The 25,909-nt window shown below is 45.3% G+C and carries 29 protein-coding genes; 10 read left to right on the top strand and 19 right to left on the bottom strand.

All coding sequences use genetic code 11. The features are described 5' to 3' along the window. Window positions 1-33: 33 nt before the first annotated feature. A complete protein-coding gene (locus QT979_RS03480; protein ID WP_333308177.1) occupies window positions 34-2,088 on the bottom strand; it encodes a DNA polymerase III subunit gamma/tau in 2,055 nt (684 codons plus the stop codon). Between QT979_RS03480 and QT979_RS03475 the strand changes: the two genes are divergently transcribed. Together QT979_RS03475 and QT979_RS03470 are read left to right on the top strand one after the other, a co-directional pair. Then, complete coding sequence (locus QT979_RS03475) at window positions 2,068-2,211, top strand: hypothetical protein (RefSeq protein WP_333308175.1); 144 nt, start codon at window positions 2,068-2,070, stop codon at window positions 2,209-2,211. The genes QT979_RS03480 and QT979_RS03475 overlap by 21 nt on opposite strands. A gap of 415 nt (window positions 2,212-2,626) precedes the next feature. After that, window positions 2,627-3,538, top strand: coding sequence for a hypothetical protein (locus QT979_RS03470; protein ID WP_333308173.1), 912 nt, complete (start codon window positions 2,627-2,629; stop codon window positions 3,536-3,538). 17 nt (window positions 3,539-3,555) lie between these two features. On the opposite strand, the gene QT979_RS03465 is transcribed toward QT979_RS03470, so the two are convergent. From QT979_RS03465 to QT979_RS03450, 4 genes are all read right to left on the bottom strand, one after another. Beyond that, on the bottom strand, window positions 3,556-4,278 hold the full coding sequence (locus QT979_RS03465) for a DevA family ABC transporter ATP-binding protein (RefSeq protein WP_333308171.1): 723 nt from the start codon (window positions 4,276-4,278) through the stop codon (window positions 3,556-3,558). An 84-nt stretch (window positions 4,279-4,362) separates the two neighbouring features. Beyond that, on the bottom strand, window positions 4,363-5,523 hold the full coding sequence (gene devC / locus QT979_RS03460; RefSeq protein ID WP_333213519.1) for an ABC transporter permease DevC: 1,161 nt from the start codon (window positions 5,521-5,523) through the stop codon (window positions 4,363-4,365). Between the two features lie 172 nt (window positions 5,524-5,695). Beyond that, entirely contained in the window at window positions 5,696-7,339 is a 1,644-nt protein-coding gene (locus QT979_RS03455) for an HlyD family efflux transporter periplasmic adaptor subunit (RefSeq protein WP_333308169.1), read from the bottom strand. 71 nt (window positions 7,340-7,410) lie between these two features. Then, entirely contained in the window at window positions 7,411-8,148 is a 738-nt protein-coding gene (locus QT979_RS03450) for a phycocyanobilin:ferredoxin oxidoreductase (protein ID WP_333308167.1), read from the bottom strand. 128 nt (window positions 8,149-8,276) lie between these two features. Between QT979_RS03450 and tatA the strand changes: the two genes are divergently transcribed. Next, on the top strand, window positions 8,277-8,468 hold the full coding sequence (gene tatA, locus QT979_RS03445) for a twin-arginine translocase TatA/TatE family subunit (RefSeq protein WP_006632937.1): 192 nt from the start codon (window positions 8,277-8,279) through the stop codon (window positions 8,466-8,468). 61 nt (window positions 8,469-8,529) lie between these two features. On the opposite strand, the gene panB is transcribed toward tatA, so the two are convergent. The 6 genes from panB to QT979_RS03415 all read right to left on the bottom strand — a co-directional run bounded on the left by panB (window position 8,530) and on the right by QT979_RS03415 (window position 13,709). Beyond that, a complete protein-coding gene (gene panB, locus QT979_RS03440) occupies window positions 8,530-9,306 on the bottom strand; it encodes a 3-methyl-2-oxobutanoate hydroxymethyltransferase (RefSeq protein ID WP_333213522.1) in 777 nt (258 codons plus the stop codon). A 155-nt stretch (window positions 9,307-9,461) separates the two neighbouring features. After that, window positions 9,462-9,878 (bottom strand): retroviral-like aspartic protease family protein, encoded by a 417-nt coding sequence (locus tag QT979_RS03435; protein WP_333213523.1) that lies wholly within the window; start codon window positions 9,876-9,878, stop codon window positions 9,462-9,464. 153 nt (window positions 9,879-10,031) lie between these two features. Further along, window positions 10,032-10,448, bottom strand: a complete 417-nt coding sequence (locus QT979_RS03430; protein WP_333308164.1) for a hypothetical protein — start codon at window positions 10,446-10,448, stop codon at window positions 10,032-10,034. A gap of 102 nt (window positions 10,449-10,550) precedes the next feature. Continuing rightward, on the bottom strand, window positions 10,551-11,351 hold the full coding sequence (locus tag QT979_RS03425) for a hypothetical protein (protein ID WP_333308163.1): 801 nt from the start codon (window positions 11,349-11,351) through the stop codon (window positions 10,551-10,553). Between the two features lie 101 nt (window positions 11,352-11,452). Further along, the gene (locus QT979_RS03420) at window positions 11,453-11,911 is read right to left on the bottom strand and encodes a hypothetical protein (protein ID WP_333308161.1); all 459 of its coding nucleotides are present in this window, start codon (window positions 11,909-11,911) and stop codon (window positions 11,453-11,455) included. 40 nt (window positions 11,912-11,951) lie between these two features. Further along, window positions 11,952-13,709 carry a serine/threonine-protein kinase gene (locus QT979_RS03415; protein ID WP_333213527.1) on the bottom strand — a complete coding sequence of 586 codons (1,758 nt, stop codon included), beginning with the start codon at window positions 13,707-13,709 and terminating at the stop codon, window positions 11,952-11,954. 633 nt (window positions 13,710-14,342) lie between these two features. Between QT979_RS03415 and QT979_RS03410 the strand changes: the two genes are divergently transcribed. The 3 genes from QT979_RS03410 to QT979_RS03400 all read left to right on the top strand — a co-directional run bounded on the left by QT979_RS03410 (window position 14,343) and on the right by QT979_RS03400 (window position 16,701). Next, window positions 14,343-15,773 carry a form I ribulose bisphosphate carboxylase large subunit gene (locus QT979_RS03410; RefSeq protein WP_333045238.1) on the top strand — a complete coding sequence of 477 codons (1,431 nt, stop codon included), beginning with the start codon at window positions 14,343-14,345 and terminating at the stop codon, window positions 15,771-15,773. A gap of 136 nt (window positions 15,774-15,909) precedes the next feature. Continuing rightward, entirely contained in the window at window positions 15,910-16,320 is a 411-nt protein-coding gene (gene rcbX / locus QT979_RS03405; RefSeq protein WP_333054738.1) for a RuBisCO chaperone RbcX, read from the top strand. A 45-nt stretch (window positions 16,321-16,365) separates the two neighbouring features. Beyond that, on the top strand, window positions 16,366-16,701 hold the full coding sequence (locus QT979_RS03400; RefSeq protein WP_190745620.1) for a ribulose bisphosphate carboxylase small subunit: 336 nt from the start codon (window positions 16,366-16,368) through the stop codon (window positions 16,699-16,701). A gap of 80 nt (window positions 16,702-16,781) precedes the next feature. Here the strand turns inward: QT979_RS03400 and QT979_RS03395 are convergent, their stop codons facing one another. The 3 genes from QT979_RS03395 to QT979_RS03385 form a co-directional block, all read right to left on the bottom strand. Beyond that, window positions 16,782-17,420, bottom strand: a complete 639-nt coding sequence (locus QT979_RS03395; protein WP_333308159.1) for a restriction endonuclease subunit R — start codon at window positions 17,418-17,420, stop codon at window positions 16,782-16,784. Between the two features lie 63 nt (window positions 17,421-17,483). Continuing rightward, window positions 17,484-17,717 carry a hypothetical protein gene (locus QT979_RS03390; RefSeq protein ID WP_333213530.1) on the bottom strand — a complete coding sequence of 78 codons (234 nt, stop codon included), beginning with the start codon at window positions 17,715-17,717 and terminating at the stop codon, window positions 17,484-17,486. 10 nt (window positions 17,718-17,727) lie between these two features. Next, the gene (locus QT979_RS03385) at window positions 17,728-18,951 is read right to left on the bottom strand and encodes a hypothetical protein (RefSeq protein WP_333213531.1); all 1,224 of its coding nucleotides are present in this window, start codon (window positions 18,949-18,951) and stop codon (window positions 17,728-17,730) included. 254 nt (window positions 18,952-19,205) lie between these two features. Between QT979_RS03385 and QT979_RS03380 the strand changes: the two genes are divergently transcribed. After that, window positions 19,206-19,475: a hypothetical protein gene (locus QT979_RS03380; RefSeq protein ID WP_190660572.1), complete on the top strand. Its 270-nt coding sequence runs from the start codon at window positions 19,206-19,208 to the stop codon at window positions 19,473-19,475. Between the two features lie 106 nt (window positions 19,476-19,581). Here the strand turns inward: QT979_RS03380 and QT979_RS03375 are convergent, their stop codons facing one another. After that, window positions 19,582-19,956: a hypothetical protein gene (locus QT979_RS03375; RefSeq protein WP_333213532.1), complete on the bottom strand. Its 375-nt coding sequence runs from the start codon at window positions 19,954-19,956 to the stop codon at window positions 19,582-19,584. Window positions 19,957-20,217: 261 nt separating this feature from the next. On the opposite strand from QT979_RS03375, the gene QT979_RS03370 reads away from it, so the two are divergent. Next, the gene (locus QT979_RS03370; protein ID WP_333308156.1) at window positions 20,218-20,787 is read left to right on the top strand and encodes a Uma2 family endonuclease; all 570 of its coding nucleotides are present in this window, start codon (window positions 20,218-20,220) and stop codon (window positions 20,785-20,787) included. Window positions 20,788-20,794: 7 nt separating this feature from the next. Here the strand turns inward: QT979_RS03370 and ruvC are convergent, their stop codons facing one another. Continuing rightward, a complete protein-coding gene (gene ruvC, locus QT979_RS03365; protein ID WP_333308154.1) occupies window positions 20,795-21,328 on the bottom strand; it encodes a crossover junction endodeoxyribonuclease RuvC in 534 nt (177 codons plus the stop codon). Window positions 21,329-21,423: 95 nt separating this feature from the next. Next, the gene (bchI, locus tag QT979_RS03360; RefSeq protein WP_333308152.1) at window positions 21,424-22,539 is read right to left on the bottom strand and encodes a magnesium chelatase ATPase subunit I; all 1,116 of its coding nucleotides are present in this window, start codon (window positions 22,537-22,539) and stop codon (window positions 21,424-21,426) included. A gap of 228 nt (window positions 22,540-22,767) precedes the next feature. On the opposite strand from bchI, the gene QT979_RS03355 reads away from it, so the two are divergent. Further along, complete coding sequence (locus QT979_RS03355; protein ID WP_333213536.1) at window positions 22,768-23,055, top strand: hypothetical protein; 288 nt, start codon at window positions 22,768-22,770, stop codon at window positions 23,053-23,055. 49 nt (window positions 23,056-23,104) lie between these two features. Here QT979_RS03355 and QT979_RS03350 read toward each other — a convergent pair whose 3' ends face one another. Further along, window positions 23,105-23,230, bottom strand: coding sequence for a hypothetical protein (locus QT979_RS03350; RefSeq protein WP_333308150.1), 126 nt, complete (start codon window positions 23,228-23,230; stop codon window positions 23,105-23,107). 279 nt (window positions 23,231-23,509) lie between these two features. Beyond that, a complete protein-coding gene (locus tag QT979_RS03345; protein WP_333213537.1) occupies window positions 23,510-24,178 on the bottom strand; it encodes a cadmium resistance transporter in 669 nt (222 codons plus the stop codon). A gap of 361 nt (window positions 24,179-24,539) precedes the next feature. On the opposite strand from QT979_RS03345, the gene QT979_RS03340 reads away from it, so the two are divergent. After that, window positions 24,540-25,691 (top strand): aliphatic sulfonate ABC transporter substrate-binding protein, encoded by a 1,152-nt coding sequence (locus QT979_RS03340; RefSeq protein WP_333308148.1) that lies wholly within the window; start codon window positions 24,540-24,542, stop codon window positions 25,689-25,691. Window positions 25,692-25,909: the final 218 nt, after the last annotated feature.

Here is a 25,909-nt window from a genome sequence, read left to right as displayed (position 1 = left end):
AAAAATTTACGACTCCTGCAAGGATTGCTATACTTACCAATCTATAAAATCATCCTCACCTAACTCAGAAGATAACTCGGAAAAATCCGGTTCAGATTCCAATCTAAAAGTTTCCGACTCCCAACTCTCCAAGTCATCCGACAAATCGACTACTTCCCCATCAAACATAGCAGCCAATTGCCTAGCCGTATTCGCGACATATTGAGCGTCATCACGCACCGCTATAGCCTGAGCTTTAGAGTCATTCTGAGAGTCGGTAGAGCCGTTGGATCGTGATTCGGAAATTAGGGGCACATTAACGGCGGTATTTTCAGGCTCTGGCGGGTGTTTTTGTTCTTCTCTCCTATTCCCCAAAAAATCATCTGGAATCTCCGAACTCGCCGAGTTCTGCACCTGTTGGCCGACATCATCCGCAGGATGAGAATTCCTGGGATTTTCGCCAACACGTCCGTTAGAACTTGGCAAATCCTTAGCGCGGGAATTATTAGTTTCAGCGGGATTTGTCAATCCCACTTTTACTGTTACTCGACGGTTAAAAATTTGCAAAAAAGCTTCTTCAATATTAGCTACTTTGTCTTTAACCATATTCAGCAACGGCTGGGAACTAATCTTAACATGAGCAGTATTATTGCTAAAAATGACTAGCTGTCCATGTTGGCGAAGCAGCGATTGAGTTCCATGCGGCCGCACGCGGTCAAGTACCTGTTCCCACACTCGATTTAAATCGATTTCATCGGCTGAATTAGTCGGTGAATAATTTGTTTGATTCGTTTCAGCAGTTGGTACAGGTGCGGGAATCGCTGCAGGAGGTGTGCTTTCTGTGCGATTAGTCACAGGCGGCGAAGTCGGTGGAGGATTTTGAGGTTTGGCAGCGGGAGGCGGTTCAATATTAGATGTCTGGCTCCCCCCCTTAGAAAGGGGGGGTTGGGGGGGGTGATTTTGTGGTGGTTGAGTAATATTTTTAGCTGGTTCCGCTGTTGGTTGCTGCTGAGTTCTAATTGCTGAAGGCAATAATCCCAATAGCGTTACTTCCAGCCACAAACGCGGCTGAGTAGTGTTTTTAATTTGCACTTCGTGGGTTTGCAAATGTTTCTGACCTGCCAAAATCAACTCCGCATCCCAATGGCGGGCAAAATCCCCCAGTTTTTCCCAAGTTGCCGATGTTAAAGCTACTAAATCTGACCGTTTCGGTGCAGCTTTGGCTATTAGTAAATCTCGGTAAAAGCTGGCGAGACTTTGCAGCACGATTAGGGGTTCCCGACCGCGATCCATGAGGTGGCGAGTCATGTCTATTAGTGCTGTAGCGTTATCTGTATCAATAGCTTGCAGCAAATCCATTAAATCATTTTCGGGGACTGCCCCGACTAAATCCCAAACTTTTTCGACTGTTACTTCACCCTGAAATAAGCTTAGTTGGTCGAGCAAACTTTCGGCATCTCGCAGACCTCCTTGGGCCATTTGAGCAACCATTTGTACGGCATCACTGGCAATATTGATATTTTCTAATTGGGCAATTTTGTGTAAGTGAGCAATCATTGCATCGAGGGGGATGCGGCGGAAGTCAAACTTTTGGCACCGAGAAATAATAGTTGGTAATACTCTTTGTGGGTCGGTTGTGGCGAGGACGAATACAACGCGATCGGGCGGCTCTTCTAATGTTTTTAATAAGGCATTAAATGCCTGGGTACTGAGCATATGAACTTCGTCGATTACATATACTTTATAGCGGCACTGTACGGGGGCAAATTGAGCTCGTTCGATCAAATCCCGAATGTTATCTACTCCGGTGTTGCTGGCTGCGTCAATTTCGATGACATCTAGTGTCGAACCTCGGGCAATTTCTTGGCAAACGTTGCATTTGCCACAGGGTGTCGGGGTAGGGGCAACCGTAGAAATACAGTTGAGAGATTTGGCGAAAATTCTGGCACTAGAGGTTTTACCGGTGCCTCTGGGGCCGGTGAATAGATATGCTGGTGCTATGCGCTCTTGTAGGATGGCGCTGGTGAGGGTTTGGGCGATCGCCTCTTGACCGACTAATTCGGCAAATGTCTGAGGGCGATATTTGTGATGCAGGGGTTCGTAGGTCACGATCGAATATTGGTGGTATTAGCTGTAATCTTAGCTAAGGAGACGTTGTTCGATCGCACCAGAGTTCGACTTTCACAGCAAGCAGCCCGGTGGGCTTACACGGCGTCCGTGACCCAACAGTAGGAATTAGCACCCTCCTAACGTCCGCCCCTCGATCGTCCGGGCGATCGGCTGTTCTGCTTGATGTTTTCCGCTGCTGGCTCCCAGAGTTACTATTAATTTATGTGTATTTCTTTTTATTTTTCTAGAAAAGGAGACCCCCGAACAAACATTTTTTTGGGCTGTATTGGTATAATATATTACAGACAATTCACCATTTCAATTGGTCAGTACCAGCACGCGATTTTCCGATATTTCGGAAACTGGCTTGCAGTTAAAGATAAAGTATTAATTAGAGGGTGCGTGCTCCAGTTGCAGAAATCCAGTTGTACCAAGATGATGGTGGAATGATGTCAATGTGGGTTGATCCAGTTGCACTACCAGCTCTACTCTGGAGTCCTGTATAAATATAGCGTCAAATTTTACCCTTTAAAAGCCCATGTCAACCCAAATAATCCTTGTAGAACCAAGGTTGGCAGTAGCCTCTCCCAAACCTAAACAGGCTAAACCCGGAGATCCGTCCTCAGACCAACTCTTCATGGGAGCGTCGGGATTACTGTTGTTATTGCTTATCGGTTTAGCGGTGTTTACCAAGCTAAAACTCGACGATTTGAGTAAAAAGCTCAAATTTGAGGAGTTTAGAAATCGAGAACTCCAGAAAAAATACAAAATGGCTCTGGAAACCATGTTAAAGATGGAAAAGAATCCCGACCTTATCCACTCGCGAGACTTTAATTTAGACTACCTGAGAATGCGAATGGCGGAAGAAGTATTTCACTTTGCCATTGTGAACCAGATTAAGGTAAAAGTCAAAGAAAAAATTAGTATTGCCCTGCGTCCGACTCAGGGGGCAGTGGGAGATAAAAACGGGAATGCTGGTAGTGGCAGGCAAGTGGATTCGATGTTTGATATCGAATACGAAACTGGCGATCCGGCGGTAAAAATAGAAAAACGAGTGCTGTTTCGGATTCAAATTAAGCTGATGAAACTGCCGACTCAGGCAACATCAGCGACAATTAATCAAATTATTGACTGTTTGGAAACTTATCTGAGTCCTTCAGACGACCACGACAGTTGGCAGCCGACAATTCAAGGTCGCATCGTTCATATTGAGTGGGATCAAAAAGCCAAGCCGACGCCGATGTTGGTGCTGGAACAGTCGAATGAAGGGGTGAATGTTACCTTTAGGACTACGAGAACGCCTGCCGGCAGACCTACCAATGCCAATGATAGCCAATTGGTAGGAGCTAAGGGTCAAAAAAGTGGTAAAATTAGTTCTAAAACTCCAGCTAAAGGTGCAACAAAAAGTCCTGCGAAGGTAGGAGCAAAGCGTCCCGGTTCTCGGAAATAAGTTGAGGTGGGTTAATATTATTTTTCCGAAAAAACGCCGATTGTCACCGTTGTTGATGTATCTTGTGCGAGGTAGCCGTCTTCCATGTGAATAATGCGATCGGCTATGTCTAAAATGCGGTTGTCATGGGTGACAAGCAAAATAGTGCAGTGCTGTTCTTTGGCCAAACCTCGCATAATTTCTACCACATCTCGACCTGATTTACTGTCTAGTGCTGCTGTGGGTTCGTCTGCTAATACTAATTTCGGCTGGCTGACTAACGCCCGGGCGATCGCAACTCTTTGTTTCTGGCCACCAGAAAGACTGTCCGGGTAATAATCTATTCTTTCTCCCAAGCCTACAGCTTCCAGCATTCCTTCTATTTTATCATTAGTTTCTTGGGGAGAAAGATGGTTGTGCAGGTCGAGGGACATTTGCACATTTTGCCTAGCTGTCAAGCATTTGAGCAAATTGTGAGCTTGGAAAATATAGCCGATGTCGCGGCGGACTTTAACTAATTTATTTTTCGGCGTTCCCCGCAATTCTTGGTCGAGAATTTTCAGACTACCTTCTTGGATCGATCGCAAAGCTCCAATCAAGGTTAACAATGTGGTTTTACCAGACCCCGAAGGCCCAGTCATCAGCACGATTTCGCCCGGATAAATTTCGAGGTTGATATCAAATAATGTCTGTTTGCGAAGTTGTCCTTCGCCGAAAGAATGATTGAGATTTTTAATTGAGACAACTGGTAAAGTATTCATTCGTAATTTGTAGCTGTTAATTCGTAATTGATAATTGGTATTTCCTTCTTCCTTCTTTCTTCTTCCTTCTTTCTTCTTCCTTCCTTAAAAAATATCCGCCGGGTCAGCAGCCTGCAACTTCCTAACTGCGATCGCCCCGGACACAGCACACATGACAACTGTCATAATAAAAACAGTCATAGCTTTCGCCAAAGTCATATACATCGGTAAACTCGTAGCACTTCTCCCTAAATTGTACAGCACCAAAGAAACTCCAAACCCTGGCAAATAACCAATAATTGCCAAAATCAAAGCCTCTTGAAACACCACACCCAAAAAGTAAATATCCTTGTATCCCATCGCCTTTAGCGTAGCGTATTCGGGTAAATGATCGGTAACATCAGTATAAAGAATTTGATAAACAATCACTATCCCAACGATAAATCCCATTGCCGCGCCGAGAGTGAAAACAAATCCGATTGAGGTACTTTCCTGCCAATATTTTTTTTCAAAATCTACAAACTCTTCTTTAGTAGAAATCCTCACATCATTCGGCAACGTTGCCCTCATTTTATCAACAACAGCCTTAACATCTGTACCCGGCTGCAAGTGAACAATACCTATATCGATTAAACCTCTTGTTCTCCGCGTCGAAAAAATCCGCATAAAGTTCAAATCGCTGGTGACAAGATTCCCGTCGGCACCGAAAGAGGCACCTATAGTAAATAAACCATCTACCTTAACGCGGCGATTGTCAACTTCAGTTTCAACAACTTTTCCCTGTTTGAAATATTCTGCTACCGGCCCAAACTCCGGGCGGGAAGCTTGGTCAAATAAAACCACATCTGAAATTTTGATTCTGTCCAAATTATTTTGGATTTCAGGCAGATCAAAAATGGGATGAGCGGGGTCAAAACCGATTACCATCAATTGGCGGGTATTTCGCTGGTTGGGATCGGGGTTTTTCCACAATCCAAAGCCTAAATATACCGGACTAATTGCTGTAACGCCGTCAAAACTCAAGGCTTGATACAAGCGACGCTGGGGAAAACTTTTCATGGCTATTAAAGCCGTTGACTGAGTGCTGGTGATAAAAATATCCCCTTTTAACTTTGAGTGAAAGGTGATGGAGCTTTCAAATAGCGCGTCTCTAAACCCGAACTGCATAAACATTAGCAAGTCGGCGAAGCCAATGCCTGCTAGTGCGACGGCTAAGCGCATTTTTTCGCGGGTTAACTGTGCCCAAGCTAGTGGTATTTTGGCCATAATCCTCCGATTTTAAATTTGAGATTTTGGGTTTTGGATTGAATAATTTTAGGATTTAAGCACGGGTGTTGAGGAAGCGGTTTTTTTACCCTTATAGTTGATTCAAACCCTTAATATCGGTTAAAAACCCGATTGCTTGAGTCCCCATGCGTAAGTTCTGTCAAGGTAAAATTTAGATATCTATTTTGACTTCAACCTGCAAGTTTGTGAGGGCTGCAACTTTTTTGCTCGATTCCGGATCGAGGCGAATTCTTACTTCGATAACTCTCGCGTCGGTGTCGGCGGCAGGGTCTGTATTGAGGACATCTTTTTTGCCGATTTGTTTGCCGATGCGATCGACTGTTCCTTCCAAAGTGCCTGCAAATACGGGGCTGCTGACGGTAGCCCGCTGGCCGTTTCGCACTTTGGCGATGTCGGTTTCGTAAACTTCTGCTACGGCGTACATTTGGTCGGTGCCGCCTAGTTCTACGATGCCGTCTTGGGTGTTGACACGTTCTCCTTGTCGGCTGTGAACTTTGAGGATGTAGCCGGATACGGGTGCTTTGACGTAACTTAAGTTTAAGTCTACTTGAGCTTTTTGTTTGGTGGCGATCGCACTTTCTACGGCGGCTTGGGCTGCTTGCACGTCTTCGGGACGTACTTCGGCAATTTGGTCTAGATTTGCTTTGGCTTGATTGATTTGTTCTTGGCCAGTTTCTGCTTTTTGTTTGAGTATTGCTTCCGCTTGATTAATTTGTTCTCTACCAGTTTCTATCTTTTGATTTAAGGTTGCTCTGGCTTGGTTAATTTCCTGCCTACCTGTTTCTAACTTGCGTCTGAGATTGGCTCGGGATTGATTGATTTCCTGCTGGCCTGTTTCTACTGTTTGTTTGACTGTGGCTTTAGTTTCGACTATTTCCTCACGCAAAGTTTGCACTGTTTTTTCTAATACAGCTTGAGCTTCTTTGACTCTCTGGCGAGCCGTTTCTACTGCTAAGCGTTTGGTGTCGTAGGCGGAAGCAGAAATTGTGCCTGTTTCGGAGAGTTCTTTATTGCGTTTTTCCTCGGCTTCGGCGTTGGCTAATTCGGCTTTTAGCCGATCGACTGTAGCGTTTTGAGAGGCAATTTCGCCACGCAATTGAGCTTCTAGCCTAGCCAATTTGGATTGCTGCACCTCTGTTTCTCTTTGGAGTTGTGCCTCAAATTTGGCAAGATTAGCTTGTTCGGCTTCGGTTTCTCTTTGGAGTTGTGCCTCAAATTTGGCAAGATTAGCTTGTTCGGCTTCGGTTTCTCTTCGCAGTTGAGCTTCTAAGCGGGCGACATTCGCTGCTTCGCCTTCGGTTTCTCTTTGCACTTGTGCTTGAAACTTGGCAACTTCGGCTTTCCCAGCACCGATTTGACCAGTTTTTGCACCTGCTTGAATTTTCGCTAATTCTGCTTGTTTGACTTTGACTTCTTTGTCGGCTTGTTGGAGGATTGCTTGGAGTCGATCGCGCGTATCGAGAACTGCTATGATTTGTCCTTGACTGACTCGATCGCCCTCTTCCACCTGCAACTGTTCAATTCTTGCTCCCTCCGACGCCGAAGGGGCCGACAATTTGATGACTTCCCCCTGCGGAGTCAACCTACCCAAAGCGGTAACACTGGTGCGGGTAGCGACGGAAGTTGCAGCCGCCGTTGCAGCCGCCGCCTTTAACTCTTCGGCTTTTCTAATTTGAGATACTTGCCAAAAACCTACTCCTGTGGTAATGAGAGTTGCACCGATCGCTAAACCGATAATTCCTCGCCCTGGGGGTTTTAAAAATGATTTATCCTTGAGCCGTGATTCCTTGACCATTACTTATAAAGTAGGTGATTTCCTGATTAAGTTTTTTCCCCCTACTGTAAAGTATTGTAAACAATTTTCAGCTATTTAGGGATATCAAAAAGCACCTCGGTCATGTAATGTTCGGCCCAATCTTGACCGAAAGCTTTTTCGAGTACGCGGCGGGTTTTGTCGTTTTGCTGCTGCTGGGTGCAGTAGTAAATTTGAGCCTCTAGAATTTCCGATGCTTCGGCTGCAGAGACAGGTTCGGAAGCGACTGCCTGTTTGCAGTGAATTTCCACGTAGGATTCAACAATATCCAAAAACCGACTGTTTTCTTCGATCGACTCTGGTCGCACAAACAGGCAAAATTCTGAGAAAATATCCCCCCATTCGGGAATTTGGCGGGGACAAGAAAATTGCTTGATCGGCAAAATTTCCAGTTGGGTTCGGTAGCTTTGCGACAAAGTTCGATCTCGATTGAGGGGAGAAAGGTCTGCGATCGCTGCGCTAACTTGGCCTTTGCCTGCTACGATATCCGTACCGAACATCGGCAAAGCATAATTCGGTCTGGGAAACATCACGCAGTGCAGAATGTCAAGTACCGGCCCGACTTTAGCGAGTTCGAGGTGTATTTTGCGGAACTGGGGCGTTTGATAGCAGCGGTTTTCAATGATCAGTTTTTCTCCTTCCAAGCGGCCTTCTACGTATCCCAACTCAGCGGGCAGGTGGTAGGGTTCGAGGTCGAGATAGCGGTGCCATACTGCTTCCATCCGGTCTGCTAAATCGCGGATGAGATGGTGCTGTTGTTCGCGCAAAGAAGGCTGGGATATTTCTAACATTCCTATTTATCGGGGGATAGCTTAATAAAACTTGATTCTACTGTTGCAAGATGCAGGAAAAAAGGTAGATACTTTAACAATATCAGTAGATTGACTTACGATCGAGCAAGTTTTACAGGAGATTTTGTATGTTTGGTCTGGGATTGCCCGAAATGGGCATTATTGCGGTGGTGGCCATACTAATTTTCGGCCCCAAGAAGATTCCTGAGTTAGGAAATGCCTTGGGCAAAACGCTGCGGAGTTTTAAGGAAGGGGTTGGTCAATCTGAGGATGAAGCTGTTGAGAAGGATAAAGAGGAAGAGGGCCAGCCGAAAGTGTAAATTAGGTTTGTAGTGAGGATTTTAGTCCTCATTTTTAAGGGTTCAAGCCCTCACTACGAACCTATTCGGGAAATTTGCCTTCTCTAACTTCAAGGGAATAATCTTTCACAGCTTGGGTAATTGTTTCTCGCAAATTGGCGTAAGCTTTCGCAAAAGGCGGCTGTTTTTCGGAAAGTCCCAACAAATCGGAAGTAACTAAAACTTGACCGTCGCAGTGTGGCCCGGCGCCGATACCAATGGTGGGAATAGTTAATTTTTGGGTGATTTGAGCGGCTAAGTCTGCGGGAATGTGTTCTAAGACGATCGCAAAGGCACCTGCTTCTTGAAGGGCGATCGACTCTGCTATGATGCGATCGGCTGCTTGGGTCGTTTTTCCTTGTTTTTTGTAGCCGAGTTGGTGTACCGACTGCGGAGTTAAACCGACGTGTCCCATCACTGGAATTCCGGCAGATGTTAGCTGCGAAACTGTGGCGGCCATTGCTGGATATCCACCTTCCAATTTTACAGCTTGAGCGCCGGTTTCTTTCAAAACTCTCCCCGCCGAGTGCATGGCTTGCTGGGGACTTTCTTGGTAAGTCAAAAACGGCAAATCGACCACAATTAATCCTTGTTTAACTCCACGGCGCACTGCTTTAGCGTGGTGCAGCATCTCATCTAGGGTTATGGGTAGCGTTGTGTCGTACCCTAAGACTGTCATGGCGAGGGAATCGCCGACTAGGATGATATCTACGCCTGCTTGATCGATGAGTTGGGCGATCGCATAATCATAAGCTGTCAGAGCAACAATTGACCGCCCTTGTTGTTTCCACTGAATTAATTGATGAGTAGTGACTGACATTTTAGTGCAATAATATAATATTATTTCTGGATATTAGTAATCATATCAAATCCGGGTTCCATACTCCTCGATCATTCGGAGCTTGAAATCGCTTATTTTCCAACTAAGTCCGAGCAGAGAGAGACTAAGAGTAAGAGGCGAAAATTATCGGGATTTTATACCCGAATATAACTTTGGCTTCCCTCTGCTGGCAAAACAATCAACCGCTGATTTTTCAAATCCGCTTCTAAACCCAAATCTTGGAGGGGACTTAAGCCGAGTAAAGGTTCTTCTCCTGCGGGAATTTCTACACAATCATACCTGCCTTCTCGTCCAGCTACGGCAAGACCTACATTTTTGAACAGACGAAATTGTCTAGATCCTATTGCAGTATTTCCTTGGATTTCACCAACTAAAGTTAAACCTAACTGAGCGATAATATCTGCTGGTAAGCAGAGTCGAGTTGCGCCTGTATCAACTAAGACGTTATCGATGGTGATACAGCGTATTTGCTCTGCGGGGATGAACCCTCTTTCTGCTAGCATCTTGTCTACTTCGTTGGTGACGGTTATTGTTGCGGTGACTCTGCCCATTTTTTTATCCTTTTGTTTTGCTAGAGAATGTTTTCGTTGTCTTTCGACTAAATTATATACGATTCAGGGTGCATCTTCTATATTTTAACAATATTTGTAACTGAGAGCGCTGTTGTTATTTATTCTTTAAATTGGATTGACAAATATGGCAAATTAATAGCAAAAATGCTCTCTACTTATTGAGTTACGAAGCTTCTTCCATTCTTGTTTAGAAATATCTGCACGAGTTTTGTCACCAGATGGATCGCGGATTGCCCAAATTGTATCTGCAATGCGATCGATTGATCGCCAATGAGAACGATAATCGAAGTCCCAGAAAGCATCACCGACGCAATCTCCTTGTGTAGTAATCATTTCTCGATCGACGGTACTACGAATAGCATTCCATTCGCGGATGTAGGCAGAAGAATCGTCAGATCGCAATTTGCGATCTCCTAATTGAGGATTCACTCTATAAAAAAACCAATCCGTAAACCTATCCACAGCTTGAGTGCGTGATTCATAATCACGCGCTGTAGCACTATCTAGATTGGAACCACCGAGTACAAGGGCTATAGCTAATGCACACACCCCTAAAAACTTCGATTTTGACTTAAGTGAAAGTGATTTAGTTAGCAAGATTAAACCCAATAAAAATTATCAATATCCCAGATATAGCTGATAATAAATCTTCTATTTCCATCCATTTTCAGAACAAGAAACTCCTCCGGTTTTAGGTGCGAGCGTAGATAAACACCAATAATTTTTACCATCAAACACAACGCCTTTTTTGATATATTGTAACTCAGAGAGAGGTTGCCACGGTCGCTCGATATTAGACTCGTCATAATATCGATATAGTTTTCCCTTGACCTCTAAACCCTGATCCGTACCTCCCAACCAATAATGACCTTCTTCAATTATGTTTAATGACGATTTTTGTTGATTACTATCTGTCTTTTTCTCAATCCACCAATTTCTCACAAAACGTTTTGTATTTTCAGAACCTCTTGTTGTAGCGACTATAACTAGCAGTTCTCCTTGTTGATTGATAAACTCAAAACGACAAGGCCCCTCTCCTGTACCCGAACAATCCTTAATCTCTTTATATCCTAAATCAAATAGCTCTTTAACCGAACGATCTCTGAGGTTAGGTTGACCCTGTAAGCTTGGCTGCCACCGTTGTTGAATCAGGATTTGACGCGCCTCTTTGTATGGCATACCTTGTTGAAGAGGTATTTTTTGAGTGGAATTTACAGAATTTTCAAGGCTGACTTGAACCTTTTCACTTAAAGCAACAATTGTTGAATTTTTGTCGGAATTATTGATGTATTTTTTTTGACTTCCTGTATCGACTTTCGCACTATTTATGCTGGGAACTTGTTGTTGTGTGGCAGCATCCGCCAAACTTGTATATCCAATGGCGATTAGTCCCATCAATGGTGCAATAATTCTGGTTGTAATAAGAGGGCGATCGCCTATCCAACTTTTCATACTCATCGGTTAAAAACCTTTCTTTTTACAGAGTTGTGTAGAGATGACCTCTACTCTAGGAGTTATCTTCGATCAATGCTGCGCTGTAAGGCGATCGAATCTCACAGTCCACAATTAGAAATAAACATTTCGCGTCTAATTGCTGACCATTCACTAATGCCGATCCGATCGCTTTTGGGAATTTGCTGTCCGGTTCGTTGAGGATGGCGGCTATAAAAAATTGTATCTGCAAGTAAATCGTAGGTTTGCTCGTAGGTTTCGCCGTTAATTGTCGTGAATTCCCATCCTGTCTCTTCTGGGGCGGGCCTAAAACAGACTTCTTGTACCGACTTGACTCGTGGATCGATCGCTTCGCGCAATCTCCGCCATTGATTGCTATATTCGCGATCGCCCGCATGGAGTTTGCGATTGTTTAACTGAGGATTAACCCTGTAAAATAAGAAATCGGTCAATCGATCGACGGCTTGTTCTCGCGATTCGGCTTTGGCGAGATTGGGACTGCTGAGGACAAGGGCGATCGCCAGAGCACCAACCCTTGAAAATCTTGAGACAGACTTCATTGATAACAACTCGACTAGCATAGTAATTTGGTGTTAATTCCTACTTCCAGCCCAACCACCTTAACAAAGGCACAACCAAATAATGACTAACTCCCAAACAAAGCCCGATCGCACTTCCCAACAAACCAAAAAACACAATAGAGCCCCAAACTTGCAGCCAGCCGAAGGTAACGTTAGACAGTGACAAAATCCCAAAGAAACTCCCCGGAAAAATGTTCCAAGCATTCAGCAACAGAAACATTCCCGTAGAAAAAACAGCGACTACCAAAGCGTGAACTAATTGATGGCTCCGCAAACCCATTCCCACAGTCAGAGAGGCGATCGCAAAAGCTCCCAAAATAACCCCCTGCACACCACTAGAAGCTGTTGCTTCCATCCAGCACAAACCCGCCAACAAATAGCCCTGAGCTCCCATCAATCCAGACAGCCAATACTGTTTTTGCTGGCGAAAACTCCCCGCATCCGTCAAACCGATCGCAGTTCCGAACCCGGCAAACCCAAACAGCAGCACTTCCGGCCCCACAGCGAAAGTGATGTTAGGAATTAATTGCTGCAAACCTTGATTCAGAAAACTGGCAATTTCCGGGCCTATAGGCGAAGCATAGCCCAAAACCAAACCGCCGATCGCCCCCGCAGTTCCACCAACGCCACCGAGTACCATTTCCCAGCCCGTATCCAGAGAAGCTACCACGATTTGGGCGATCGCGCCGAACACAACACCAGTCAGGCTGACAGTTTTTTGCGCCCCCGCCACCACTACTTGCCGGCAGAATTCTAAAATAGCTTGACCCGCAGGGGCGATCGCGATTTTGCCCTTACTCCTAGCATAAATCTCCTGCAAACGCGCCCGAACATCCCCAGCCGTCGCCGGACGTTCCCGCACGTTCGATCGCACCATATCGTCCAACAAATTCGCCAAAGGCGGACTCACAGATACAATGTGGCGCCACCGCAACTCACCCGTCATCGGATCTTCAATTTCCGCCGGATACTTCCCCGTCAGCAAATGAATACAAGTCCGCCCCAGCGCATAAAAATCCGTCGCCGGCACGACACCGCCGCCCACAATTTGTTCCGGCGGACTGTACCCGGGCGAAATCAACCGCGTCGAACTCCGAGAATCTTTCCCGCCGGATTCGACACCGCCCATCTGTTTAACTCCCCCAAAGTCGATCGTCACCAATTGCAGTCCGCCCAAACCCTTGCTTAGCAAAACTTGGGGCGATTCCGGGTCTCGCAGCATCAAATTTGAGGGTTTAATGTCGCGGTGAATAATCTGACACCTGTGCAACTCCTCTAAAATTTCCACAGCTTGACTCAGCCAACTAAACACCCATTCCTGCGGACATCCTTGAGGGTGCTCGTCGAGAACCTCTTCTAAAGTTTTGCCGTGAATCTTTTCCATTACCAAACAAGGCAGCCGCTTCGCCGCAGGATTTCCCTCCCCGCCTGCAAAATTTTGCGTTTGAACGTGAAAATAACCATCAGGCTCGACTCTAGGGACACCAGGGTGCCGCAAAAGTGCCAAAACCCAAGCTTCTTGCTCGAACAATTTCAGCGCTTTCGGGGCAGTTTCGAGTAACACTTTCAGGACGCGCTCGGTTTCAGTTTCTGTGTCCCAAACTGTGAAAATGGCTGCAAAACCCCCGGAACCCAGGCTTTGTAGAGGCACGTAGCGATTTTTTAGCCGCAGGGGAGCCCCGCAACTATGACAAAAATTGTTGCCCCAAGTCTGAGGGTAGGGCCTTGGGCAATCTGGATTGATGCAGTGAACGGCTTTTGAAGGGGGGTGAGGCACAACCAGAGTAAAAATGGGACTAAATATCCATACTAGACTTACGCGCAGTTAAGGCAGAAACCAGGTTTTCAGCGAGGTTAAATTGCTGTAACGACGGATTTGGTTTGAGACACGAGCTTGCTCTTGCTGCACAAGCCCTGTCCATATTATGTGGTATGCTGTCGATTTTTGAGTTGGTGGTCTCCGATTAACGGGATTTGAGATTTGAGATTTTGGATTTTGGATTGCTACATACTGAATAACAGTTGAGATCGGGCGATCGATCTTAACTCCCAACCATAACTTTAGGTATTTCTAACTACTTCCCCCTTGCCGATTACCGATTACCAATTCTGATTTTTAAGTATTAAATTCTTTACATAAACCGTATTGATCCGCTGTTCGGCTCGCTGCACAATATATTTCGATCGCCCAAAATTCCCCCCCACTCTGCGATCCCCAGCCTTTCCTCCTGCATCCTTCGCCACGGGAATTTCATAAGATATGTTACAAATATTTTCGGAATGTAAAGCAAAATAAACAATACTTATGATGATTAAAAGAATATTAAAATTGGAGAGTGACACTTTGTTGATATATTTTTAACAGCCTGCGATCGGGCAAAAAAATTAAGCGAATACTAGGAAGCGAGATATGGCTTACGCGCAAACCCAAACTCAATCAAAGGCTGGGTATAAAGCCGGAGTTCAAGACTATAAACTAACGTATTACACGCCGGACTACACGCCGAAAGATACAGATATTTTGGCTGCCTTCCGCGTCACACCGCAGCCGGGAGTTCCCCCAGAAGAAGCAGGCGCTGCTGTGGCTGCTGAATCTTCTACAGGTACATGGACGACTGTTTGGACTGACCTCCTGACCGACCTCGACCGCTACAAAGGTCGCTGCTATGACATCGAACCAGTTCCTGGTGAAGACAACCAATACATCTGCTTCATTGCCTATCCTTTGGATTTGTTTGAAGAAGGTTCAGTCACCAACTTGCTGACCTCTTTGGTGGGTAACGTGTTCGGTTTCAAAGCTCTGCGTGCTCTGCGGTTGGAAGACTTGCGGATTCCCATTGCTTACCTGAAAACCTTCCAAGGCCCTCCTCACGGTATTACCGTTGAGCGGGACAAGTTGAACAAGTACGGCCGTCCTTTGCTGGGTTGTACAATTAAGCCCAAATTGGGTCTGTCTGCTAAGAACTACGGCCGTGCCGTTTACGAAGTTCTGCGCGGCGGTTTGGACTTCACCAAAGACGACGAAAACATCAACTCGCAACCGTTCATGCGTTGGCGCGATCGTTTCTTGTTCGTTCAAGAAGCTATTGAAAAAGCCCAAGCAGAAACCGGCGAAGTCAAGGGTCACTACCTCAACGTAACTGCCCCTACCTGCGAAGAAATGATGGAGCGGGCTGAGTTCGCTAAGGAAATCAAAACCCCCATCATCATGCACGACTACCTGACCGGTGGTTTCACTGCAAACACCACCTTGGCTAAATGGTGCCGCCGCAACGGTATTTTGCTGCACATTCACCGCGCCATGCACGCAGTTATCGACCGTCAGAAAAACCACGGTATCCACTTCCGCGTGCTTGCCAAGTGCTTGCGGATGTCCGGCGGCGACCACCTGCACTCCGGTACAGTTGTGGGTAAACTCGAAGGCGAAAAAGGCATCACGATGGGCTTCGTAGACTTGATGCGCGAAGACCACATCGAAGAAGACCGCAGCCGCGGTATTTACTTCACCCAAGATTGGGCCTCCATGCCTGGTGTCATGCCAGTTGCATCCGGTGGTATCCACATCTGGCACATGCCAGCCTTGGTTGAAATCTTCGGCGACGACTCCTGCTTACAGTTCGGCGGCGGCACCTTGGGCCACCCTTGGGGTAACGCACCTGGTGCAACTGCTAACCGCGTTGCTTTGGAAGCTTGCGTCCAAGCTCGTAACGAAGGCCGCAACTTGATGCGCGAAGGCGGCGACGTAATTCGCGAAGCTTGCAAATGGTCTCCTGAACTGGCTGTTGCTTGCGAACTCTGGAAAGAAATCAAGTTTGAGTTTGAGGCAATGGATACCCTTTAAGAATTTTTGGTTTGAGATTTTAGGTTTTAGGTAGCAAACTTGCTGTGGAGTCTTTATCTTTGAAGAAGATTTACAAGTAAGTTTGCATCCAAAATCTAAAATCCAAAATCTAAAATTTGAGGGGGCTGGGGTCAAAATGGATCTCAAACAAGTTGCGAAAGACACCGCTAAGGTGCTGGCAAGTTACCTAACCTATCAATCCGTGCGGATGGTGGTCGCTCAGTTGAGCGAAACCAATCCTCCTCTGGCAATCTGGTTGAATGACTTTTCCACTAAGGGCAAGATCCAAGATGGAGAAGCTTATATTCAAGAGTTGCTTTTGGAAAATCAAGATTTAGGCTTTCGGATCATGACTGTGCGAGAGTATCTGGCTCACGATGTGACGGAATTTTTGCCAGAAATGGTTTGTACTGGCATTCAGCAGGCGAATATGGAACACAGACGCCAGCATTTAGAGCGAACTACGCAACTTAATTGGTCTGTTTCTAGCAGTAATCCTGAAACATCAATAGATTCTGAACCGAATCTGGATAATTTGTCGAGTTAATCGATCGACAAGTGCGATCGAACACACACCTTAGAGATACAAAAAATGAAGACTTTACCTAAAGAGCGTCGTTACGAAACTCTGTCCTATTTGCCCCCGCTGACAGACGCGCAAATTGCCAAGCAACTCCAGTACATCCTGGATCAAGGCTACATTCCCGGCGTAGAATTCAACGAAACCTCTGCTGCTGAAATGCGCTACTGGACTTTGTGGAAGTTGCCTTTGTTTGGTGCTCGCAGCGTCCAAGAAATCATGGCTGAAGTTCAAGCTTGCCGTCAAGAAAATCCTAGCTGCTACATCCGCGTCATGGGTTTTGACAACGTGAAGCAATGCCAAGTGCTCAGCTTCATCGTCCACAAGCCTAACACCAGAGGCTACTAAAAAGTATTGGCTGGCTAATCTAACTTTTAGGTTAACAGTCATTGCAGATTGGAGGCGGGGAATGCTCCCTGCCTCTTTTTTTATAGTTTGCAAATAGCTTTTAAAACTTGCAGCAACAAAACTGACGATTCTGGCTCCATCAGGTTTAGCAAAGGCATTAGCTGATAGGTTGGGTTGTGGCCCCCCTGAATATTGACGAACTGATAGTGCATTCCGTTGGTTGTCAAACCCCAGATTGTGTCTTGATATTTTAAATTTTGATAAGCATAGGTTAGCAATTGGGATAAACCCATCAATGCGTTAATTCCAGAATTTTTACTTTCAATCACCAAAACCCAAAAATATGTATCGCTTCTGATGGGTTTTATTTTGTTGACAGCCAAGATATCAAATCGTCCTTTAATGATTGTATCTTCATCTTCAATGCTAATTTCGGCGATGTCTTGTTCTAAACTAATTTTAATCGGGCGGCGGTAGAAGCCAGCCAATCGCATTAGGGGAAAGGTAGTCAGAGCTTTTACCAGTCCTTCAGAAACTCGATCAGTTGAAATGTAGTCATCGAAATCATCCCTAGTTTGTATAAGTTCCTGCTGTTCGTGTTCTGTTATATCTTCAAGGGATAACAGAGAGGTAAATGAGTTCGTGTACTGCTTTTGAAAGTTGAACAGACGGTGTACTTCTGCTAATGTTAGGTTTTTGGCATTAATAGTTGTCGTCATATTTTAATAGTTATTGAATTTTTAGTTATAATTATAACATAGACATTGCGGTAGTCCACGAACCTAATTTATCCTTTCCCCCACAATTCCATCAACTATTTCATAACCCCAATTAAAATGTCGATTTGCCAACTGCTGGGCCATGTCATATTCGCCTAAATTGCAGAGTTCAACTAACTTTTGATATCCTTCATCTCTTTCTCGCTGCAACCTTTCCCGCCGCAGTTTTTCCCTCTCTTCCTCAGAAGGATTTGGTCGCTCTTCTCCCAGCGGATTAATCTCGCTAACTCGTTTCATATCAGCCTCATTAAAAAGGGATTGATTCGACTATTTCACCGTCAACTATTTCGTACCCCCATTCTGGGTTGGCAGCGATTTGTTTTTCGACTATACTTCGACCCAGAGGAGTTTGGTAAGCTTTTTGCAAAGAGGAAATACTGGGGGTTTCGGCGACTGTTGGCAGCTCTTTTTGTTCGAGTTTTGGCGGTTCAGCAATTGTTTCAGATGTGGATTGATTGAGGGCTAATTGCGGCGCGATCGCCCCTAACTTCCGCATTACACTATCCTTGGTGATTTGCGGTTTTTCGTTGAAGGAAGATGGCAGATATGGTGTGTCAACGCCCTGCTGTTTTGCTTTGAGTGCATCATCGGCAAGGCGATCGCACTTTCGCAAAAATCCCTCCCACAAATCTTTGCCCAAAACCGGGTTTCTCAAATCAGCACGGGCTTTAGAGACTGCGGCTTCCAGCGGTTCGCCTTTGTGCACGTAATACTGAATTCGCTCCTCTTCAAAAGCAGGATAAGGCACTTCTGGTTCGATTTCCCAATCTCGCTTAACTTTCTGACTTTCTCCTAAAGGAATTCCGGCGATAAATTCATCCCAAAAAGTCGAGGTTAAGCCTTTTGTCATGCTGTCAATAATTTTAAATGCCCATCCAGAAGGATTGCCAAATCCTAAGTTGCGCTCTTGAGCATAGGCTTCTAAGGATCGTTGAAAGTTGTGGAGTTCTTCTTGGGAATTCCAAGGGCCGCTAAATCGGTAATTAGGGGTGACAGCCACAGCTATTTGTTGGCGGGGTTGCCCGAAATATTTGTCGGTTTTAACTACATGATTTGGGTGTGATGTTTCGCGGAAAATTTCTACAGGGTGATTGTTGTTTTCGCAACTTATCGGTGTTATAATATCTGGCGGATTCGGTGACCAAAAGTTATTTAGTTTTTCCTCGAAAGCGTCAATGTCCGCCCAGAGTTCTAGGGTGTCCGTGTTGGGATTTGTTAATTTTTCTTTCAGGAGCGATCGCACTTTTAGCAGGCGTCTCGCGAGTTCTTGTTCTTCGCGATTTAAACCAGTAGCTTTTTCAATTTCGCTGTTGTTAGTTTTCACCCATTCGCCGGAGTTGGACTGTTGTGATTGCCATTGCAATAATTGGCAAAGAAAAATACTCGCCGCGACTCCGCCGGTAATTGGGGCAAGTTTGGGATAGTAGATGGCGGGGTTTCCTAGATTTCCTAAAAATATTCCTATTTTCATTTTGTATATTCTTAATTCCCTTGAATCTTAGGGTTATTATTGGCGCAGCTTAGCTTGCATTCTCGGGGGCGCATTGGGACAACTTACCTCGACTAAACTAGCATGGAGAAACTTAAGATTTTCTTTAAGCTTCTGTCTATTCCTGACTGAATGGAGTTTCTAGAGTTAAAACGGGGATCGCTTATTCGATCGCCTGATTGACAGGAGTGAGTTAAACGTAATAATAAATTATTTACTGTAAAGCTCCTGCCAAAATGAATCCAGAACGTCAAGAGGCTTATTTGAACTTAATCGAGCGAGTGCTTACCTGTCCCAACGGCCAAGAACCAGAGGTCTTAAGTTCCTGTTCCGATTTAATTGATGCGGGATTTGTGCAAATGCTAATCCAGATATCGGCTTCAATGGCGCGCGAAGGTGACGAAGATACTGCTAATTTTTTAGTGCAACTTGCTCGTTTGCTGGGGAAATCTTTGGGTTTGTCGCCGGATTTGAGGCCGGCTGGCTACAGTAGTGCAAAGGGGTAGAGAAGAGTTGCCATCGCCTCGTTGTATCATGTTTTGAGAAATGAGGGCGATTCCCTACCCTTCGGGATAGCTGTGTTTCACCTAATTTTTAAATGCAGCGATGGCTTTACAGTTTATATTCGAGAGGTTCACAAAACTCATTCACCCCAGTTTTAAATACATAAATAATCACGGAAGTCACCAAAATATCAGGGCAAATTTTTGCTGCCACTAAATCTCTAAATGCAGCATTCAATTGTCCGTTTTTCAACTCTTCTTTAACCTCTGATTTGCAGATAGCAACCCGGCATCTTTTGGCCAATCCGTCTAACCAATTTTCCGAGATATTCGGTTCTTGCCCGGCTTGAATTGCTAGAGATATCGCTGCATCTTCGATGTTACCTTCGCAGTCTTCGATTGCGTCTAGGGCTTTTAGGGCTTCGGGATATTCCGCTAATTGCGAGCGAAATTGGGCAATTTGTTGTGAGGTAATAATCACCATATTATTTTCCTGTGTTCTCTGTTGGCGGGATAAGTTTAGCAATTAAAGTTGCTATTATAGCATTTTTTGATGGAGGTGGGAATTGGGCGATCGAACTTAATTACATTTTCAAATAATATTTTGCACTTCGCAATAGTCGGGCTGGGGCTTAAGCCCTCGTATTAAAGCTTAAGTCCGAGCTAGGAGGAGTGATGTTAAAATTGACCAAATGCGGCGCTAAAATAGGTTGGCAGGACTCATATTTATAAAGAGTTAGGAAAAATGACAATCATTACTTTAAACTTAGATACTGTCGAACTAACCGATGAACAGTTTTACCGTTTATGCCAGATGAATCGAGATTGGCAATTTGAACGGACACCTAAAGGAGAAATCATTATTATGTCACCCGCAGGCGGAGTTAGCGGCAATCGAAAAGCCTATTTAATTACAGATTTGGGCTTGTGGAACCGTAAAACCCAGCTAGGGAGAGTGTTTAGTTCTTCTACACTTTTTCGCTTGCCTAATAATGGCTATCGAGCTCCAGACGTGGCTTGGGTTAGCTTAGAAAGATGGTCTGCTTTAACACCAGAACAACAAGAGAAATTTCCGCCAATTTGTCCTGATTTTGCCATTGAATTGCGATCGCCCCCAGACCCGCTGTGGCCACTTCAGGAGAAAATGCAGGAGTATCTAAACAGCGGTTTACGCTTGGGTTGGTTAATTAATCCTCTAGACGAAAAAGTAGAAATTTATCGCCCTTCTCGCGAAGTAGAGATTGTACAATTTCCTGTAAGTTTATCGGGAGAAGATGTCTTGCCCGGATTTGTGCTTAATTTGCCGATGATTTGATATTGCATCAAATTTTTCCTGTTTCCAACTGTATTTTCTTCGGACAAATATCATCATCGTACCAACCAGTCAAAGCCACCGCCAAAGCATCCGCCGCATCGTCGGGTTTCGGAATATAACCTAACTCTAACTCCCGCGCCACGGCCTCTTGCACTTCGGACTTATCTGCATTACCCCGGCCGGTCAAAGCTTGCTTAATTTGAGCCGGCGTAAACTCGAACAGCGGCACTCCACACTGCGCCAATACTAGCGTCAAAACGCCCCGCGCTTGCGCTACAAGTATGGTATTTCCCATCTTGTAAAAGAACAGTTTTTCGGCAATTGCTAGATCAGGTTTAATCTGTTCAATTACCTCGTGCAAATCGTCGTAAATTGTTTTCAAGCGCTGTCCCATTTCCTGTTTTGGCGTTGTTTGTATGACGCCACAATCAATCATGGAAACGCTGTTTTTATCTTGTTTGCCGGGGACAATTTGACAACTAATTGCCCCGTAGCCAAGATTTGCTAAGCCCGGATCTAATCCTAAGATTCGTTTTTCCATTGCCCGAATTAGTAATTGGAAATGGGGAATTAGGTATGAAAATTTGGGAAGGTTTCATCACCACCAATTACCCATTACCAACTACCAATTACTAATTACCCCTCAGTTGATTCCAGACCGAATACCCGATCGAACACTTTAGTCACTTTATACCCCGAATCTATTGATTCTAGCGGGTCTTTCCGCAATCGGTGCCGCAAACACAGAGTCATCACCCGGCGAATATCGTCCACAGTCACCTCTGTGCGGCATTCCAAAGCCGTGAAAGCTTTCGCAGCCCGATTCGTCACCAAATCGCCCCGCAGCCCGTCTACGTCCAATTCCGCGCAAACTTGGGAGATTTTTACCCGCAACTCTCGATCGATAGTTACCGATTTCAACCTTTCCTGGGCTTCCACCAACTTCTGCTGCATATCATCTTGTTCGCGCTGATATTTCGCGAGAAACTCCGCCGGATTTTGGTCAAAACTCGATCGCTGTTCGACAATTTCCACTCTTAAATTAGGGTCTTTTACAGTCCGAATTTCTGCGTGCATCCCGAATCTGTCGAGTAACTGCGGCCGCAATTCTCCTTCTTCTGGATTTCCGGAACCGATTAAAATAAACTTAGCCGGGTGGCGGATCGAAATGCCTTCTCTTTCAACCGTATTCCAACCGCTGGCGGCCGAGTCGAGCAAAACATCGACTAAATGATCGTCGAGCAAATTGACTTCATCCACGTACAGAATGCCACGGTTAGCTTTAGCTAAAAGACCGGGTTCAAAAGCTTTAACACCTTCCGACAAAGCTTTCTCGATGTCGATCGTACCGCAAACTCGGTCTTCGGTAGCGCCCAGAGGCAAGTCTACCATTTGGACTTTTTTGCGGGCGATTTTAATGTCAGTTTGAGATAAAGTGCGATCGCGCACCTCATCACTCATCAAATCTGGATCAGTGGGATGACTGTTAAAAGGATCGTCAGCCACCACCTCAATTTCCGGCAGCAAGTCAGTGAGGGCGCGGATTGTGGTAGATTTGCCAGTACCTCGATCGCCCATAATCATCACCCCGCCAATTTTGGGATCGATGACATTCAACAGCAGCGCCAGTTTCATCTCCTCCTGGCCAACAATTGCAGTGAAGGGAAAAACAGCGCGGCGGGCTGCGGTAGCGGTAACGGTTGGTAGAGCGCCCGCATTTAGGGTATTGCTGACTTCGGCAGTAGGACTCACAGGATAACTCAAAATATAATAATTGCTTGTTTATTGTAGGGGATAAGGGATTGTCTGGAGCGATTCCCTACCGCAACGGGCCCGCACGCGCGTTCGGGATAGCTTCGCTTTAGGCAGTTGTAGGATGCCCACAGAGCACGGGGCCCCTTCAACAGGATAACGAGTACGAGTGTTTATTTTAAAAAGTTTCAATCAACTTGGCACATCCGGCACTGTCGAGCAATTTTTATGGACGATCGCACGGCCCAGAACGATCGGCGCGATGGGACGATATTGATGAGATCCCGTCAAATTATCCCAACCATGAATAATTGGCCGAAATTCCTCCCCGATCCTACATCGTGCGCCAGAGGGTTTGCCTTAAGCATTAGCTTTTGGCTGATTGTTTCTTTACTGTGGCCCAATGCTTACTACTATCCAAATTGCAATTATGGGAGATTGAGGAAATCACAGCCCGAACCAAAGTGCGGCGCGGGGAAGCCGAGTGGCAGCGCGGCGGTGAAATTCCAGAATTAGCGTCGTACCTCACTCAAAAATAAGACAGTTAAATAATTCACTCTCAAAACTATTCTCGTCGGAGTTGAACGCTTCTCCACAGCTTTAAATATTCAGGTCGAACAGATTCATCAATCTCGTAAGCTAAACTTTCAGGCAAATGGAGTTCGATAAATGAGACTTGAAGTCGTGACACGTGGATTTTCAGTCCACTGCTCCCGATCGATTGCTTGCATAGTAACTGCGAAGTCACAATAGGAATCCGGCAAACAATTGAAGCTACGCCGCTACTCTCTCAAAAGTAACTGCAAGATAGGGAATGGCAAGGAGATTAAATTGATAGACCACTAATTTGGGATTACGGTCTAGCTTTTTTTGGTATTCATCTATTATGTTAAAGTCTTTTTTATTCCTTTATTGTAGAGAATGGTACTGTTGTCATGGATTTTTTCCATGCTTCGATCGTTTTTGTCTGTCAAGTGTTTGGTAGAAAAAGACGATAGGATTCGCTGTCTATCAGAATTCGGAAACCCAGCCACATTAGCACAAAAGGGAAAATCTTGCTCGCATAACGGCTGAGAACCAAAGCAATACCAGGTAGATGCGTCAGAGTATAGGACATAAACAGCCAGCAGCAAACAATAAAATAGCAAATCGGTACGATCACAGCCAGATTTTGAATACTGCTACTAGCAAATAGGGGAATATAGATGCCAAGATTGTTACCACCATTAGAAATCGTGACCGCAGAAACGCGATAAGTTTGCGGATCGCGAATTATTTCCCAGAGCGATCGCTGCCGAGAATCAAATCCGTGAAATTTAGAGTTTCTTTTCAGATTAGCTGACTTATCTTCGGCTGAATCATCCTTGTTAAGGTTGAGTAAATTATTCAAGCCAATCAGTATCGGCAAAATCCCCAGTAACCCCGTCCAAGTTGACGGAATTGCTAGCCCCAGCAAGAAACCAACTAAACTTACCGTGATTAATGCCGTGAACCCTATAAGCTCACCCACCACAATGTGTTTAGGACGAAAAGTACGATTAACCTCACTGAAGAAGGCCGTCAGATAAATGTTGTCGTCAAACGTTGTTGCGACAGCAACAGCCAGTCCAATCTTAATTGTTGCAATTAACCAATCCATTACCGTCTCTCACTCAATACCTATCCCATCGCCGAAACTACTGATTTCTCAACCGTCGTGAAAAATCACCATAATCTCGATATGATAATGTGAGTATCCCATATTGGGTGTAACAAGTGAGCAAATTTGGTAGTTTATCCGTATCAAGCGGTGCTTTGAATTGAGCCCGGAGCTTCAACTCATCCCAGAATGTCCATCACCTGTGTTTATCAAAGGAGTCATTATGATTAGCCGTTTGATTGACCGTGTGCCTAGAGGCACAGGTCACAATATCTTACGGTCGCTCAGTTCGGCCACTCGTATATCGGCCACCTATCGGTTTGTAGGTCTGTTTTGTATCGGCCTGGTCTTGGTTTTAGTCTTGAGTCTGGCTTTTGACAGTCATGCTGTTGCCACTCCAGCCTCTGGCAATGTACTCTCCCCTCTAGTCATCAGTCAGGTAAATCAGGTCAAATTGTCTAAAGACTCAACAATCCGGTTACTGGAAACGGTGGGACTGTTTGTGGGGGGCATACTTTTCTGTGTCGTTTTGGATCGCTGGTTTTCTAATCGTTCTGCTCATTCGGGCAATACACCCTTAGCTGAGCAAGCGCGGCGGCTCAAGCAACTCAAAATCGGTTATCCAGAGGGTATGACGAATCTGGAAGTCCTGCGTGCTCAAGGTTTGCTCGAAAGCCGTTTGCGACCATTTGGGCTGATTGTTACTTGGACAAGCTTCTTATCAGCTTCTGCTCTGATAGAAGCATTAAGCAATGGGACGATCGATTTCTGCGGCGGCGGTGGTACGGCCAGCATCTTCTCTCAAGCAGCAGATCATGTGTTTGTGCGGGTGGCTAAAGAAAAATATACTGCTCCTAAAGGTCAAGCGATTCTAGTACCAGAAGATTCGCCAATTCAGACGGTTGCCGACCTGAAGGGTAAAAAGATAGCTTTTGACAAAGGCTCAAGCGCTCATTATGTGCTGGTGCGAGCACTGGCAAAAGTGGGATTAGAGTTTAGTGACATTGAGCCAATTTATCTGACCCAGCCACAGGCGCTGCCCCTATTCCGCGCGGGTGAGGTGGATGCTTGGGTGATTTGGGTTCCCTACACGACAACTCAAGTCCGAAGTGCTTATCCAGGGCGCTCGATTGCAGACTTAGAGAGTATCTTTGGTGACAAAGCCTCTTTAGAAGTTCCGACCTATTACTACGCAATTCCAGAGTTGGTACGCGACTATCCCGACTTGCTCAAGGTGATTTTAGAAGAGGTAAACGAAGCTGGAGCTTGGGCTAAGAAACAGGAATTAGAAGCTGCTGTGCGATTGGCAGAACAGCATGAAATAGATCCATCCATTGTAGAAATTTTACAGCGACGTAGTGCCGAGCGCGCTATTATCCCGATCGACGACCAATCGCTCACGGCCCTACAGCACCAGGCAAATATGTTTAAAGATTTAGATCTGATTCCTGAGCGGGTGAATGTGAAAGATGGAACCTATAGCTTGCAGACCAAGCAAAACTGGACTTATTAATCTGACAACTATACTCAAGTGTAATTTTTGTCTGATATCAAATCCGCACTTAATCGTCGGGCGTAAAATCGAGTCAACATTCAACACTCAACCATCATTCAGTTTTTCGACCCGCCCGTCAACAGTCAACAATCATCTGGCTCGTGCAACCGGAATTGATCTGACCTATCTTTTTTTAGCACAAGTCCGTCAAATATCAGCTCTGTCTGAGTTTCCGG

The sequence above is a fragment of the Microcoleus sp. w2-18bC1 genome, assembly GCF_036700365.1.
In the GTDB taxonomy this organism is placed as follows: domain Bacteria; phylum Cyanobacteriota; class Cyanobacteriia; order Cyanobacteriales; family Microcoleaceae; genus Microcoleus.
Note: the sequence above shows the minus strand (reverse complement) of the source record. Positions and strands in the feature narration are given on the sequence as shown.